Source organism: uncultured Cellulomonas sp. (assembly GCF_947494015.1).
Classification (GTDB): Bacteria; Actinomycetota; Actinomycetes; order Actinomycetales; family Cellulomonadaceae; genus Pengzhenrongella.
In genome coordinates this window covers 255,437-270,834 of the sequence record NZ_CANLTL010000002.1, presented here as the reverse complement: position 1 = coordinate 270,834, position 15,398 = coordinate 255,437, and the positions used below count along the sequence as shown (strand labels likewise).

11 protein-coding genes and 1 riboswitch are annotated in these 15,398 nt (G+C 75.5%); of the genes, 7 read left to right on the top strand and 4 right to left on the bottom strand.

Features of this window, described 5'->3' with window-relative positions:
- Positions 1-59 precede the first annotated feature (59 nt).
- Entirely contained in the window at positions 60-1,811 is a 1,752-nt protein-coding gene (locus Q0840_RS03030) for a DUF222 domain-containing protein (protein WP_298456138.1), read from the bottom strand.
- Positions 1,812-2,422: 611 nt separating this feature from the next.
- Here Q0840_RS03030 and pcrA point away from each other — a divergent pair.
- The 4 genes from pcrA (at position 2,423) to Q0840_RS03010 (ending at position 9,036) form a co-directional block, all read left to right on the top strand.
- Positions 2,423-4,993 carry a DNA helicase PcrA gene (pcrA, locus tag Q0840_RS03025; RefSeq protein WP_298456135.1) on the top strand — a complete coding sequence of 857 codons (2,571 nt, stop codon included), beginning with the start codon at positions 2,423-2,425 and terminating at the stop codon, positions 4,991-4,993.
- A 169-nt stretch (positions 4,994-5,162) separates the two neighbouring features.
- Complete coding sequence (gene sucC, locus Q0840_RS03020; protein ID WP_298456132.1) at positions 5,163-6,329, top strand: ADP-forming succinate--CoA ligase subunit beta; 1,167 nt, start codon at positions 5,163-5,165, stop codon at positions 6,327-6,329.
- Positions 6,330-6,364: 35 nt separating this feature from the next.
- A complete protein-coding gene (gene sucD / locus Q0840_RS03015; RefSeq protein WP_298456129.1) occupies positions 6,365-7,255 on the top strand; it encodes a succinate--CoA ligase subunit alpha in 891 nt (296 codons plus the stop codon).
- A gap of 194 nt (positions 7,256-7,449) precedes the next feature.
- Entirely contained in the window at positions 7,450-9,036 is a 1,587-nt protein-coding gene (locus Q0840_RS03010; RefSeq protein ID WP_298456126.1) for a DUF6350 family protein, read from the top strand.
- A 20-nt stretch (positions 9,037-9,056) separates the two neighbouring features.
- Here the strand turns inward: Q0840_RS03010 and Q0840_RS03005 are convergent, their stop codons facing one another.
- Entirely contained in the window at positions 9,057-9,488 is a 432-nt protein-coding gene (locus tag Q0840_RS03005) for a hypothetical protein (RefSeq protein ID WP_298456123.1), read from the bottom strand.
- Positions 9,489-9,931: 443 nt separating this feature from the next.
- Here Q0840_RS03005 and purN point away from each other — a divergent pair, with 443 nt between their 5' ends.
- Positions 9,932-10,525: a phosphoribosylglycinamide formyltransferase gene (gene purN, locus Q0840_RS03000; protein ID WP_298456574.1), complete on the top strand. Its 594-nt coding sequence runs from the start codon at positions 9,932-9,934 to the stop codon at positions 10,523-10,525.
- Between the two features lie 66 nt (positions 10,526-10,591).
- Positions 10,592-10,685: riboswitch (ZMP/ZTP riboswitch) on the top strand.
- Between the two features lie 53 nt (positions 10,686-10,738).
- Positions 10,739-12,376, top strand: a complete 1,638-nt coding sequence (gene purH / locus Q0840_RS02995) for a bifunctional phosphoribosylaminoimidazolecarboxamide formyltransferase/IMP cyclohydrolase (RefSeq protein WP_298456120.1) — start codon at positions 10,739-10,741, stop codon at positions 12,374-12,376.
- Between the two features lie 75 nt (positions 12,377-12,451).
- On the opposite strand, the gene Q0840_RS02990 is transcribed toward purH, so the two are convergent.
- A complete protein-coding gene (locus tag Q0840_RS02990; RefSeq protein WP_298456117.1) occupies positions 12,452-13,762 on the bottom strand; it encodes an NAD(P)/FAD-dependent oxidoreductase in 1,311 nt (436 codons plus the stop codon).
- Positions 13,763-13,852: 90 nt separating this feature from the next.
- On the opposite strand from Q0840_RS02990, the gene Q0840_RS02985 reads away from it, so the two are divergent.
- On the top strand, positions 13,853-14,206 hold the full coding sequence (locus Q0840_RS02985) for a DUF3017 domain-containing protein (RefSeq protein ID WP_298456113.1): 354 nt from the start codon (positions 13,853-13,855) through the stop codon (positions 14,204-14,206).
- A gap of 54 nt (positions 14,207-14,260) precedes the next feature.
- Here Q0840_RS02985 and Q0840_RS02980 read toward each other — a convergent pair whose 3' ends face one another.
- The gene (locus Q0840_RS02980; protein WP_298456108.1) at positions 14,261-15,325 is read right to left on the bottom strand and encodes an aquaporin; all 1,065 of its coding nucleotides are present in this window, start codon (positions 15,323-15,325) and stop codon (positions 14,261-14,263) included.
- Positions 15,326-15,398: the final 73 nt, after the last annotated feature.

The window sequence follows — 15,398 nt, the reverse complement described above, 5'->3', positions numbered from 1 at the left end:
CGATCGCCGACGTGCAGCCCTGACGGTCAGGGCGTGTCGAGGCGAGGGGCCGCGACCACTCACGGAGCTGGTCCGTGCCGTGGACCTGCGTGTGGATGGGCCGCCGATCCCGAGTGATCTGCCCGGCGGCCGTGCCGCGCTGGCGACGCCGTTGTCGGTCCGGCGCGGTCCGCTCCGAACAGCGGCGGCACTGCTGGTGCTGACGGCGGCAGCACCGGCACTCGCACCGGCACCGGCACCGGCACCGGCACCGGCTCTCGCGCTCGCCTCACCTCCAGGACTGCTCTCCCCGATGCCGTCGGCGGCGACGGGGAGACCGCTGCCGGCGGTGCCGCGGGCGCCGACAGAGGCGCCGGAGCCGGTGCCGCCCCGTACCGACGGCCGGTGGGGTCACAGAACTCGTAACGGACCCGCGATCGGCTCGTCGCCGTCGCGACCACCGGCGATTCACCCGCTCGCTGCGGCACCCGTGTGATCGCCAGGTCGCGCCGGTGCACCTCGTGGTGGTGGTAGACGCACAGCAGGACCCCGAGGTCCACGGAGGTGGGCCCGTCGTCCCGGTCCCACCACCGCATGTGGTGGATGTCGCACCACCGGGCCGGCGAGTGGCACGACGGCCAGCCGCACTCGCGGTCGCGGGCGATGACGGCTCGGCGCTGCGCTCCGCTGAACAGCCGCTGGGTGCGGCCGAGGTCGAGGGGTGCGCCGTCCGCGTCCACCACGATGCGAGTCAGCTCGCAGTCGCACAGGGCGATGGCGAGCTCGCTCGGCGGCACCGGCGTGCCGTCCTCCAGCGTGGCCGGCTCATGAGCTGGACCTGTGGCGCTCGCCGGCTGCGGTGCGCCGGGGTCGCCCGTGGAGCATGCGGCGTCCGAGGGAGTGCCGCACGCTCCGCCGGTGCCGGTGCCGGTGCCGGTGCCGGTGCCGGTGCATGCACCGGGTCGCCGTCGGCGATCGCGCTCGGCGCGGGCGGCGTACCAGGTGGCCTCGGTGAGGAGCACCGAGACGTGCGGCGGGACGTGCGCGCCGGGCTTGGTGTCCCGGTCCGACAGCACCCGCCCGACCATCGTGTCCAGTGCGTCGGCGCGACGCTGACCGGGGTCACGGTCGTCGTCCGCAGCAGGACGCGGGCTCAGCGCCTCGATCGCGAGCTGCAGACGGTGCCCAGCCATCGCGTCGACCTGGCCCTTGATGAGGGTGCCGCAGGCGGTGTGCGACAGGTGCAGGAACCGTGCGCGACGCTGGGCCTGGTGGTCGCGCTCGAGGCCGTCGGGATCGACACCCGCAGCCATGGTGGCGACGGTGGTCGCGAAGGTCGCGGCGTCCTCCCGCTCCGCGATGCGCACGAGCCGCGCCTGGCCGTCCGGACTGGCGACGGCTGCCTGCTGGGCGGGCGTGCCGGTCACCGCCACCCGGCCGATCGTCACCGCGTGCTCGAGACCGATCCGCCCCTCGCTGACCGCCGCGGCGACCGAGGGGACTGCGGCCAGGTGCTCGGCCTGCCGGACCTGGGCTGCCGCGACCCGGTCCCCGGCGCGGCTGGTCCGGGCCCGCCAGGCGGGGAACGACCGGTCACCTCCGCCCTGCCACGCCCCCGACTCGCGCTCGGCCAGCAGCACCACCGCGCGGACCGTCGCCAGCGCATCGAGCGTCCGGTCGAGCGCAGCCAGCACCGCGCGGCGGTCGCCGGTGGACCACCCATCCGCGTCGCCCGCCACTGCGAACAGCGTCGTCACGCGCGAACCGATGGCTTCGACCTCGGTCAGCGGGGAAGCACCGCGGTCCTGGGGGCCCACCGTCGCCGTGCTCATCGGGAGCATCGCCGCCCACCTCCCCTCCGTCGAACGCTTGTTCGAACGCTATCGGTCGCCTCTGACATGCGAGCCGGACGACCTGACCCCTGTAGACGCCCGCGCACCGAGCGTGCCGATGCGTTCACCGGACCGGGCTTCAAGCCGCCCGTGGCCCAGTCGTCCCCGGTTGGGGGCGCGAGCCTCGGTCCGGGCGTCGGCGGCCGCCCCCTCGCGCCACTCCGCGCCGCATGTGGGTCATCCGATGCTCTCCTGCGACAGGCAATGCACTGCGGTCATCGGGACCGGTCGCGCGTCGCGCGGTGCGCTGCCGTCCTCGTCGTCCGGCCGCACGTCCCGGCAACCAAGTCCGGCCGCGCGTCCCGGCAGCCAGGTCCGGCCGCGCGTCCCGGCAGCCAGGTCCGGCCGCGCGTCCCGGCAGCCAAGTCCGGCCACACGTCCGGGCAGCCAGGTCCAGCCACACGTCCCGGCAGCCAGGTCCGGCGGCGCCCGCGGCGACCGGTCAGCAGGGCGCCCCCGCCCCGTGCGTGGCGATCACCGCGACGCGGCGAGGCCCTGTGACGCGGCGCTCGTCGTCCGGTGTGGGTGGGCGTGCCTACCCTGGTACCGCCATGACCTCCCTGTTCCAGAACCTCCCGCTGCCCGGCTTCCCGAGCGCCGATCCGGGCGCGAGCGACGCCGCCATGACCGCCGCGTCGTCCGCGAGTGCCGCCGGCACCCGGCCCGCAGCCGGCGACGGTGCCCCCTCTGCCCGCGGCCACCGGGCCGGCCCCTCGGTGCGTGACCCGGAGAGCTTGCTCACCGGCCTCAACCCGCAGCAGCGCGAGGCGGTGCTGCACGCGGGCAGCCCGCTGCTCATCGTCGCGGGCGCCGGCTCCGGCAAGACGCGCGTGCTGACCCACCGCATCGCGCACCTGCTGGCCACCGGGCGGGCCCGCCCAGGCGAGATCCTCGCCATCACGTTCACCAACAAGGCCGCGGGGGAGATGCGGGAGCGCGTCGAGGCGCTGGTCGGCCCGTCGGCGCGGATGATGTGGGTCTCCACGTTCCACTCCGCCTGCGTGCGCATCCTGCGCAAGGAGGCGGCGACGCTCGGCCTGCGATCCACCTTCTCCATCTACGACGCCGCGGACTCCCAGCGGCTGATGACGATGGTCGCGCGCGAGCTGGACCTCGATCCGAAGCGCTACCCGCCCAAGGCGCTCGGCGCGCGGATCTCCGCCCTCAAGGACGAGCTCGTCGACCCCGAGACGTTCGCCAGCGAGAGCGGCGCCGCCTCCGGCTCCGCCAACGACTTCGACGCCGTGCTCGCCCAGGCCTACACGCGCTACCAGGCCCGGCTCCGCCAGGCCCACGCACTCGACTTCGACGACCTCATCATGACGACGGTGAACCTGCTGCAGGCGTTCCCCGCGGTCGCCCAGCACTACCGACGCCGGTTCCGGCACGTCCTCGTCGACGAGTACCAGGACACCAACCACGCCCAGTACACGCTCGTGCGGGAGCTCGCCGGACACGACCCCGCGATGGACACCGACGAGACCGACGACAACCCCGAAGCGGACGGCGACGGCGACGTCGTGCCCGGCGAGCTCACCGTCGTCGGCGACGCCGACCAGTCCATCTACGCCTTCCGCGGTGCGACGATCCGCAACATCCTGGAGTTCGAGGCCGACTACCCCAGCGCGCGCACCATCCTGCTGGAGCAGAACTACCGGTCCACCCAGACCATCCTCTCCGCCGCCAACGCGGTGATCTCCCGCAACCCCGGCCGGCGACCCAAGCGGCTGTGGACCGACTCGGGCGCCGGTGCGCAGATCGTCGGCTACGTCGCGGACAACGAGCACGAGGAGGCACGGTTCGTCGCCGAGGAGATCGACCGGCTGGCCGACTCCGACGGCGTCCGGCCGGGTGACGTGGCGGTGTTCTACCGGACCAACGCGCAGTCCCGCGCGCTGGAGGAGGTGCTGATCCGCGTCGGCCTGCCCTACAAGGTCGTCGGCGGGACGCGCTTCTACGAGCGCCGCGAGATCAAGGACGCCGTCGCCTACCTGCGCGCCGTGGACAACCCCGACGACGACGTGAACCTGCGCCGCATCCTCAACGTCCCCAAGCGCGGGCTCGGGGACCGGTCGGAGTCGATGGTCGCCGCGTTCGCCGATCGGGAGCGCATCTCGTTCGGCGCCGCGCTGGACCGCGTCGACGAGGTGCCCGGCCTGGCGAGCCGCTCCGCCAACGGGCTGCGGTCGTTCGCGACGATGATGACCGACCTGCGCGCGCTCGCCGCCTCGGGGGCCGGCCCCGCTGAGGTGCTGGGCGCCGTCCTGGACCGCAGCGGCTACCTGGCCGAGCTGCGCGCCAGCGAGGACCCGCAGGACGCGTCCCGGGTGGAGAACCTGGCCGAGCTGCACGCCGTCGCGACCGAGTTCGAGCAGAGCGACCCGGAGGCCGACCTCGCCGACTTCCTCGAGCGCATCTCGCTGGTCGCCGACTCCGACCAGATCCCGAGCGCGGACGACGCCGACGGCGCCCCCAAGGTCGACCAGGGCGTGGTGACCCTGATGACGTTGCACACCGCCAAGGGCCTGGAGTTCCCGGTCGTCTTCCTCACCGGGCTCGAGGACGGGACCTTCCCCCACATGAGGTCGCTCGCGGACACCGACCAGCTCGCCGAGGAACGGCGCCTGGCGTACGTGGGCCTGACCCGCGCCCGGCAGCGGCTGTACATCTCACGCGCGGCCGTCCGCACCTCATGGGGCGTGCCGAACGAGTTCCCGGCCAGCCGCTTCCTCGACGACCTGCCGGACGACCTGCTCGACTGGCGCCGTCGGGAGTCCAGCATGGCGGCGCTGCGCTCGGGCGCCGGCTACGGCTCCGGGTACGGCGCCGGCGGCTACGCGCCCGGCTCCTACGGCAACGGCTCCGGTGCGCCCCGCACGGGGCCGGCCAAGCGCTCCGTCCCGCCGTCGCCGGACGGCCCGAAGTTCGGCTCGGCGACCCCCCGTCCCGCCGGGGACGTGCCGAGCCTGCAGGTCGGGGACCGGGTCACCCACGACGCCTACGGGCTGGGCACCGTGGTCGTCGTCGAGGGGGCCGGCCCCAACGCCGTCGCGAAGATCGACTTCGGCGCCGAGGGCACCAAGCGGCTGCTGCTGCGGTACTCGCCGGTCACCAAGCTCTGACGGCCGGCAGGCCGCCCCGGCCGCGCACCAGCGGTGACCACGGGCCGGCCCCTGTGGCGGGCGAGACATGCCCTCGAGGTGAGATGGCCCGACGCCCGCGGCTACCATCGCTCGGGCGGCGTGGTCACCGGACGGCACACGTCAGCGGCGACGGAAGGACCCATCCAAGGTGGACCTGTTCGAGTACCAGGCACGAGACATGTTCGAGAAGCACGGGGTACCCGTGCTCGGCGGCATCGTCGCCACGACGCCCGAGGAGGCCCGCGCAGCCGCGGAGCAGCTCGGTGGCGGCACCGTGGTGGTCAAGGCCCAGGTCAAGACGGGTGGTCGCGGCAAGGCGGGCGGCGTCAAGCTGGCCCACAGCCCCGACGAGGCGGCCGAGAAGGCCGGGCAGATCCTCGGCATGGACATCAAGGGCCACACCGTCCACCGCGTCATGATCGCGGCGGGCGCGAAGATCGCCGAGGAGTTCTACTTCTCGCTCCTGCTGGACCGGGCCGAGCGGCGCTACCTCGCGATGGCGTCGGTCGAGGGCGGCGTGGAGATCGAGCAGCTCGCGGTCGAGCGTCCCGAGGCGCTGGCCCGGGTGGCCGTCGACCCGCAGGTCGGCATCGACGACGCCAAGGCGCGCGAGATCGCGCAGACCGCCGGCTTCCCCGAGGAGATCCTCGACGCGGTGGCCGACGTCTTCGTCAAGCTGTGGGACGTCTACGCGAACGAGGACGCGACCCTCGTGGAGGTCAACCCGCTGGTCCGCACCGAGGACGGCGCGATCGTCGCCCTCGACGGCAAGGTCACCCTCGACGAGAACGCCGAGTTCCGGCACACGGACCACTCCGAGCTCGAGGACGCCCAGGCGGCGGACCCGCTCGAGGCCCGCGCCAAGGAGAAGGGTCTGAACTACGTCAAGCTCGACGGCGAGGTCGGCATCATCGGCAACGGGGCCGGGCTCGTCATGAGCACCCTGGACGTCGTCGCCTACGCCGGCGAGGAGCGCGGCGGCGTCAAGCCCGCGAACTTCCTCGACATCGGCGGTGGCGCCTCGGCCGAGGTGATGGCCAACGGCCTGGACATCATCCTGTCCGACCCGCAGGTCAAGTCCGTCTTCGTCAACGTCTTCGGCGGGATCACCGCCTGTGACGCCGTCGCGAACGGCATCGTGCAGGCGCTGCAGATCCTCGGCGACCACGCCACGAAGCCGCTCGTCGTGCGGCTCGACGGCAACAACGTGGTCGAGGGCCGGGCGATCCTCGAGAGCGCCGCGCACCCCCTGGTCACCCTGGTCGACACCATGGACGGCGCCGCGGCCAAGGCCGCCGAGCTGGCCAACGCCTGACACCCGGCTTCCGAAGAAAAGAGACTGAAGGTCCCATGGCAATCTTCCTGACCGAGAGCTCCAAGGTCATCGTCCAGGGCATGACCGGCTCCGAGGGCCAGAAGCACACGACGCGCATGCTGGCGTCCGGCACCACGGTCGTCGGCGGTGTGAACCCCCGCAAGGCCGGCACGTCGGTGGATTTCAGCACCGACGGCGGCACCGTGTCGGTCCCCGTCTTCGGCTCCGTCAAGGAGGCCGTCGCCGAGACCGGCGCCGACGTCTCCGTCATCTTCGTCCCGCCGGCCCACACCAAGGGCGCCGTCCTCGAGGCCGTCGACGCCGGCGTGCCGCTGGTGGTCATCATCACCGAGGGCGTCCCGGTCGCGGACACGGCGGAGTTCTTCTCCTACGCCCAGTCCAAGGGCGTGCGGCTGATCGGGCCGAACTGCCCGGGCCTGATCAGCCCCGGGAAGTCGAATGTCGGCATCATCCCGGCGGACATCTCCGGGCCCGGCAAGATCGGCCTGGTGTCGAAGTCGGGCACGCTGACCTACCAGATGATGTACGAGCTGCGGGACTTCGGGTTCTCCACCGCGATCGGCATCGGCGGGGACCCGATCATCGGCACCACCCACATCGACGCCCTCGAGGCGTTCGAGGCCGACCCGGAGACCGCCGCCATCGTCATGATCGGCGAGATCGGCGGCGACGCGGAGGAGCGCGCGGCGGCGTTCATCCAGGCCAACGTGACCAAGCCCGTCGTCGGCTACGTCGCGGGGTTCACCGCACCGGAGGGCAAGACCATGGGCCACGCCGGCGCGATCGTGTCGGGGTCGTCCGGCACCGCACAGGCCAAGAAGGAGGCCCTCGAGGCCGCCGGCGTCAGGGTCGGCAAGACGCCGAGCGAGACCGCCGAGCTCATGCGGTCGATCCTGTCCGCCTGACCCGCCGCTGAGCCCCGGGCCACCCGGGCATCGCACCACGCCGACGGCGCCGGTCCCCGAGGGGCCGGCGCCGTCGGCGCGCCCACCCTCGCTGCCGGGGCACGCCCACGGCGCCGGGCCACGTCACACCGGGAGCTGACGCGCCCCCGGCGCGGCGGCCCCGGCCGGACGCTCCCGTCGGTGACCATGGACCGGTGAGTGGCAGCAGCTGGGGACCCGCGGGCACGACGACGCTCTCCCGGTGGGGGCACCGCCTGCTCACCGCGGACGACGGCTCGCGCCGCACCCTCACCGGCTCCGTCGACGGCGCCCCGCGGTGGGTCGGTGGCCTCGCCGCCGCGATGCAGGGCGCGCTGCTCTCCCTCGCCGTGGTGGTGCTGCCGACCGTCGCCGCGTACGTCGCGACGTCGGCCGACCCGTCCAACCAGGACGTCGGCTGGCAGCGCGCCGTCGGCATGGGGGCCGGCATCTGGCTGCTCGGCCACGGTGCCCCGTTGGACGTCGACGGCGTCCGGGTGTCCCTGATCCCGCTCGGCCTGACGGCGATGGCGGTGTTCACCTGCTACGCCTCGGCGCGCCGGTCCGGTCGGGCGACCGGTGCCGGGTACGCCGTGGGCGTCGCCGGGTACGTGCTGCTCGCACTCGTGATCGCGCTCGTGTCGGGCCACAGCGGCGTGGTCCGCGCCGTCGCCGGCAGTGTCTGCGTGGCCGGCCTGGGCCTGGGCGCCGGCCTGCTCGCCCAGCCGGGCGCGCCTCGCCTGCGAGACCTCAGCCGGCCGCTGTGGCGACGCGTGCCCTCCCCGGCACGGGCCGGCGCCGCCGCCGGCCTGATGGCCGCGGCGTCGCTCGTGGTCGTGGCGTCCGTGATCGTCGCGGCCTGGCTGGTGGGCGGACGTCTCAACATCATGGCCGTCACCTCGAGCCTGGGGCTCGACGTCGTCGGCGGCACGGTGCTCACCCTCAGCCAGCTCGCGCTGGTGCCCGTGCTGGTGGCGTGGTCGCTGGCCTACGTGGTGGGGCCCGGGTTCGTGGTGGGGGCGGGTACCCACCTGACGGCCTCGGAGGTGGTGTCGGGACCGCTGCCGGCGCTGCCCATCCTCGGTGCCCTCCCTCAGCCGGGGGCTACCGGCGCCTGGAGCACCTGGAGCGCCTGGTGGCCGTTGCTGACGGTGCTCATCGGCGCGGGGGTCGGCTGGTGGCTGCACACCCGGCTGCGACGCGGGGAGTGGTGGCATCCCCTGGTGGGCTGCCTGACCACGGCCGTGGTGGCCGGCCTGGGCACCGGTCTGCTGGTCGGGCTCGCCGCCGGGTCCGCAGGTCCAGGACGGCTGACCGAGGTCGGCGGGTCCGGCGTGCTGGTCGGCGCCGCCGTGGCGCTGGGAACCCTGCTCGGCTCCGCGGTGGTCGCGCTGCCGTTCAACCCCGAGGTGCGCAGCCAGGCGTCACGGCGGTGGCGCCAGGTGCGCGCGGGTGACCGGGTGGCGACGGGCGCGGTCCCCGCAATCCCGACCGCACCACTCCTGGTGGACGACGCGCCGAGCGGGGGAGGGACGCCCGACGACGCGGTGCCTGCCGACGCGGTGCCTGCCGACGCGGTGCCTGCCGACGCGGTGTCCGACGACGACGACGCGGTGCCCGCCGACGACGACGCGGTGCCTGCCGACGCGGAGCCCGCCGACGCCGCCCGGCGCCCGCTCTCCGGCGCCGACGGTGCGGCGGCCCACGGCACGGCGCCCCACGGCACGGACGCCTCGACCGGTGCGGTCTCGGCCCGTCCGTGACCCGGCGGCCGTGGCGCCACCTACGTCCGGGGTGTGCCGGCCATCTCCTGCAGCCGCTGCTCGACCGCACGCTCGAACTCGGCGTCGCACGCGCGCGTGGCGGAGATGGTGACGGCCTCGGTCAGGCACTCCTGGTGCACGAGTCGCTCGGGCCACAGCGCCAGCAGCGACACGATCATCAGCGCGACGAGTCCGGCGACCCCGGTCATCACGCCGAGCGCGGCGAGCGTCGCGCCGCGCACACCGCCGCGCCACGCCTCGACCCACCCGTGCACCCCGACCCCGATGGCGCCCAGCACGAAGACCAGCGACGCGCCTTGCCACGGGACCGGCAGCGGCAGGGTGAGCAGCCCGGCGATGAGGAACGCGTAGAAGCGCAGCGCCCGACGCGAGGCGACGCGGGTGGCCTCGACCTGCGCCGGTGTGGGCGGCGGTCGCTCGGGCGTGGGCACCGGCCCTCCGGGCGGTCTGCCCGACCCCCGAGGCCCGCCCGGTGGGCCGCCGGCCGACGGACGTGCGTCTCCCGGTGCCGCCGACCCGTGGTGCGGCTGGGGACGTCCCGCGCCACCGGTGGGCCACGCAGCCGGGTCCGTCTGCCCCTGACCCGGCTGCCCGCCGTCCGGCTGACCGCCACCCGGCGGCAGGTCGCGGACGGGCGGCGCGCCCTGGTCGGTCGGGTTCTCGCCGGGCGGTGCGTACGGGTTGCCCACGGCTGCGTGTCCTCCTCACCTGCGGCCCGGGAGGGCACGACGGTCCATTGTCCCCCACCGCCAGTAGGGTCGTCCGCGTGACGAGCGAGCACCCCCCGGCATCCGGCGCGACGGGTGCGGCGTCGTCGCGTCCGGGGCCGACGACGCCTCACGGCCGACCCGTCCCGGCGACGCAGGCGCACCGCCTGGTGGTGCTGATCTCGGGGACCGGAAGCAACCTCGCCGCGCTGCTGGACGCGCACGGTGACCCCGCGTACGGGGCCCGCGTGGTCGGGGTGGTCAGCGACACGGCCACGGCCGGAGGGCTCGAGCTGGCCCGGACCGCCGGCGTGCCGACCGCCGTGGTCGCGCCCGCCGACTTCCCGGACCGCGCGACCTGGGACCGCGCGCTGGCCGAGACCGTCGCCGTCTTCGGCGCCGACCTCGTGGTCAGCGCGGGGTTCATGCGGATCCTGGGCGCCGGCTTCCTGGGCCGCTTCGCCGGCCGGGTGGTCAACACCCACCCCGCGCTGCTGCCCGCCTTCCCCGGCGCGCACGGCGTCCGGGACGCGCTCGCCTACGGCGTGCGGGTCACCGGTGCGACCCTGCACGTGGTCGACGCCGGCGTCGACACCGGCCCGATCATCGCCCAGGTCCCGGTCGCGGTGGAGCCCGACGACGACGAGTCGTCGCTGCACGAGCGGATCAAGGTCGCCGAGCGTGCGCTGCTGGTCGAGTGGGTCGGCCGCATCGCCCGGGGGACGCTGACGGTCGACGGTCGCCGGGTGACCGTCCGCTGAGCCGACCGTCCTGGCGGAGCCGACCGTCCCGGCGGGGTGACCGTCCGCTGATGCGTTCGGTACCCTGGCCCCGGCCGTGACTGGCGTACCTGAGGTGGGCGCAACCACCGGGGAGCGGCCGAGCAAACCCGCCGGTGCACCGTCCGCCTGGGTGCCTGGGTCCACGACACATCGCCGCTCCCGGCGACGTGAGTACCGACCCCGGAGGAGCTCATGACCCACGCGCAGGCCCCCCTCGCCCCCGTCGCCGACCCGACCGCCGCGGAGACCCGCCGACCGCTGCGCCGCGCGCTGGTCAGCGTGTACGACAAGACCGGGCTCGCCGAGCTGGCGACCGCGCTGCACGAGGCCGGCGTCGAGCTGGTCTCCACCGGGTCCACCGCCGCCACCATCGCGGCAGCCGGCGTGCCGGTGACCCCGGTCGAGCAGCTCACCGGCTTCCCCGAGTGCCTCGACGGGCGGGTCAAGACGCTGCACCCGCGCGTGCACGCCGGGATCCTGGCGGACACCCGCCGCCCCGAGCACGTCGCCCAGCTCGCCGAGCTCGGCATCGAGGCGTTCGACCTGGTGGTCGTGAACCTGTACCCGTTCACCGCGACGGTCGCCTCCGGCGCCGGCCCGGACGAGTGCGTCGAGCAGATCGACATCGGCGGGCCGTCGATGGTGCGGGCCGCGGCCAAGAACCACCCGAGCGTCGCCGTCGTCGTCGACCCCACCCGCTACGACGACGTCGTGGCGGCCGCCGGGGCCGGCGGCTTCACCCTGGCCGAGCGCCGGTCGCTGGGCGCGGCGGCCTTCGTGCACACCGCGACCTACGACGTGGCGGTCGCGAGCTGGATGGGCAACGTGCTCGCCCCGGAGGGCAGCGACCACGGGCAGCCGCCCGCCGCGCCGTTCCCGGCCTGGGTCGGCGCGACGTGGGACCGCCGCGCCGTCCTGCGGTACGGCGAGAACCCGCACCAGCCCGCAGCCCTGTACACCTCCGGCCACGGCGCGGACGGGCTCGCTCAGGCCGAGCAGCTGCACGGCAAGGAGATGAGCTACAACAACTACGTCGACGCCGACGCCGCCTGGCGTGCCGCGCACGACCACGACGGTCCGGCCGTCGCGATCATCAAGCACGCCAACCCGTGCGGCATCGCGGTCGGTGCCGACATCGCCCAGGCCCATGCCCGTGCGCACGCGTGCGACCCCCTGTCCGCCTTCGGTGGCGTGATCGCGGCCAACCAGGTCGTGACGGCGGCCATGGCCCAGCAGGTCGCGCCCGTGTTCACCGAGGTCGTCGTGGCGCCCGGGTTCGAGCCGGCGGCACTGGAGATCCTCACCGCGAAGAAGAACATCCGCCTGCTCCAGGTCCCCACGCCGCCGTCGGCCCGGGTGGAGCTGCGACCGGTGAGCGGGGGACTGCTGATGCAGCACGTCGACGCGGTGGACGCCCCGGGCGACGACCCGACGACGTGGACGCTGGCCGCCGGCGAGCCCGCCGACGCGGCGACCCTCGCGGACCTCGCCTTCGCCTGGCGCTCGGTGCGCGCGGTGAAGTCGAACGCCATCCTGCTGGCGGCCGACGGCGCCTCGGTCGGCGTGGGCATGGGGCAGGTCAACCGGGTGGACTCCTGCCGGCTCGCGGTCGAGCGGGCCGGTGCGGGCGAGGGCGGCCGTGCACGGGGCTCGGTCGCCGCGTCGGACGCGTTCTTCCCGTTCCCGGACGGGCTGCAGGTCCTGCTGGACGCGGGCGTCCGGGCCGTCGTGCAGCCCGGCGGCTCCGTCCGGGACGACGAGGTCGTCGCGGCCGCGCAGGCCGCCGGGGCGACGCTGTACCTGACCGGCACCCGGCACTTCGCGCACTGACGCCCGCGCCGCCGGCGGCCGGCGCGCAGCTGTGCGGGGGCGCGGGCCGGGGCGGTGACGCCCCGGCCCCACCCCCTACCGGACGACGGCGTCGCGCAGCCCGCGCGTGGCGTCGGCGGCGACGGCCGGGTCCAGCCGGGGCAGCACCGGTCCGCCGAACAGCCGGCGGCCCGCGGCGACGTCCCGCGGCCGGTCGACGGCGAGCATCGCGGTCAGGGCGCGCCCGGGACCGCCGTCGTCGTCCACCGCGGGCGCGGCGAACCACAGGGCGCCCCAGCCGGCGCCCCCGGCGGGGTCGCCGCGCAGGACGAGCTCGTCGCCGGGGCCCTGCTGGCCGAGCAGCGTGAGGTCGTGCCCGAGCTGGGTGGAGAACACGTACGGCGCCGGGTCCTCGTGGTCGTCCGTCGTGCTCGACGCGCCGAGCAGGGCGCGCACGGCCGTGGCCGGACCCCGCAGCGCGCCGTCCCAGTGGCCCCCGGGCACCCAGCCGTGCCGGGCCGACCACCGCCGGGCGACGTCGCCGACCGCGCGGACGTGCCCGGGGGCGCCGACGACTCCGTACCCCGCGTCGACCCGCAGCGAGCCGTCCGGGTCGCGCGGGAGCGAGCCGTCGAGCCACCCGGTGTCCGGCCGCGCGCCCACCGCGGCCAGGACGACGTCGGCCGGCAGCCGGCGCCCGTCGGCGAGACCGACGCCGTCCCGGGACACGCCGGTCACCTCGGCACCCAGCTCGAGCCGGACGCCGGCGGCGGCGTACCAGCCGGCGGTGAGGTCGCCCACCCGCGCACCCAGGGCGGCGCTGAGCGGAGCCGTCGTGGCCTCCACGACGGTGACGTCGACGCCGGCGGCGCTCGCCACCCCGGCGACCTCCGCGCCGATCCACCCGGCGCCCACCACGACCAGCCGCGCACCCGGCACCAGGCGTGCCCGCAGGCCGGCCGCGTCGTCGGCGGTGTGCAGGGTCACCGCGTCCCCCCAGTCGGCCGGGCGCACGGCGCGCGAGCCGGTCGCCAGCACGACGGCGTCCGCCCGCACGTCGGCGGCGCCCGCCCGGACCACGACGCCGTCCCCGACGACGGCGAGGTGGTCGGCGCTCGTGCCCAGCTGCACGGTGTCGGCGAGGGTGTGCACGTCCACGCCGAGCTCGTCGCGCAGCCACGCGGGCTCGGGACGGTCCAGCAGGTGCTTGGACAGCGGCGGCCGGTCGTACGGGTCGCGGGTCTCGCGCCCGAGCAGGGTCACCCGCCCGTCGAAGCCGTGCTCGCGCAGCGCGGCCACGGTCCGGGCGCCGGCCAGCCCGGCGCCGACGACGAGCACCGAGCGGACGGGGTGCGACGGGGGCGGGACGGCGGGCGGAGCGGCAGCGGGAGGGCGGGCGTCGGGCATCCCGCTCACCGTATCCCCGGACCGGCCCCGGACCGGGCGCCGGACGGACGGTGGGCCGACGGTAGGCTGGCGCGTCGGGGAGGCCAGCCGATGCAGGAGCAGGACCGCGGGCACGCCGACGGCGTGCCGACGGAGCGCCCGCGCGACCCCGGCCCCGTCGATCCCCGGGCCGCGGCACGCGCGTCGCTCGCGGCCGGGCGCAGCGCCTCGCTGTGGTGGGTCTGCGCGGGACTGGCCGTCGTCCTCGGGGTCACGGTCGCCGCCGGTCCCCGACCGGGCGGGCTCCTGCTCGCCGGCCTGCTGGCCGGCTTCGCCGTGGCGCGTGCCGTGCTGCGAGCCGGGCCGGTCGCCCTCACCGTCCGCTCACGCACCGTGGACACCGCGGTGCTCGCCGCGCTCGCGCTCGCGGTCGGCGTCCTGGCTCAGGTCATCCCCACGCCCTGACGGCGCGGGGCCGAGGCGCGCTGCGCGCCGGCGGACGGCGCGCAGCGGCGGCGGTCAGGGGCGCGGGCCGACCGTGATGTCGTCGGCGTCGTCGTCCAGGAGGGAGTCCTCGTCGACGACCAGGTCGTCCTCCTCGAGCAGGTTCTCCGGGCCGGCGTCGACGGCGAACGCGCGGTGCGCGAGCCCGGCGATGGCCGCGCCGACGAGCGGCGCCGCCCAGAACAGCCACAGCTGCTCCAGGGCCCAGCCCTCGGCGAACAGCGCGGCCGCGGTGGACCGGGCCGGGTTGAGACCGGCGGCGTCGATCGGCGCGGCCAGCAGGACGAGCACCGCGTAGGTCAGGCCCATCGCGACCGGCGCGACGGCGTGGGACACCCGGCGGCTGGACGCGGCCAGCACGACCCCCACCAGGACGGCGGTCGCGACGAGCTCGATGAGCAGGGTCGGCATCAGGTCGAAGCCGACCTGGCCCTGGGACAGCGTGTAGAGCGGCGAGTGCTCGCCGTACCCGTTGGCGCTCGCCGAGAACAGCTGACGCCGGCCGCCCTGCCCGATCAGCACGGCCAGCTGGGCGGGCACGGTGACGTACAGGGCCGCCGCGGCCAGCACCGCCCCGACCAGCTGCGCGAGCCAGTAGGGGACGAGGTCGCGCGCCGGGGTGCGGCCGGCCACGACCGCACCGAGCGTCACGGCCGGGTTGAAGTGCCCGCCCGAGACGTGCCCGAGCGCGATCGCCATCGCCGTCAGCGCGAAGCCGAAGCCCAGCGCGGTGCCGAGCGCACCCGCACCGGACAGCTGCGCGTACAGCGCGATGCCCACGCCGACGAGCACGAGCACGAAGGCACCGAGCATCTCGGCGGCCAGGCGCGCCCACAGCGTCGGGCGCGCGGGCGACAGGACGACGAGGTCACCGGGCAGGTCGCCGTCCACGGAGGCGACGGCGCCGGTGGTGGGGCCCGTCGGGTCGCCCGCGGCGTCCCCGGCAGGCGGGTCCGACGGCGTGCTCGACGGCGTGGTGGCCGACGAGGCACCCGACTGCGGCATGGCCGTCGCTCCGGTGCCGGAGCTCGCGGTCCCGGCGCTGCCGGCCGGGTTCAGGTCAGGGGTGTCCTGCGACATGTGGTTCCCGTCATCGTGACAATCGTGTGGACGCCGGCCATCGGGTGCCGCGTCGGCGTCGAGCGTGGCAGGT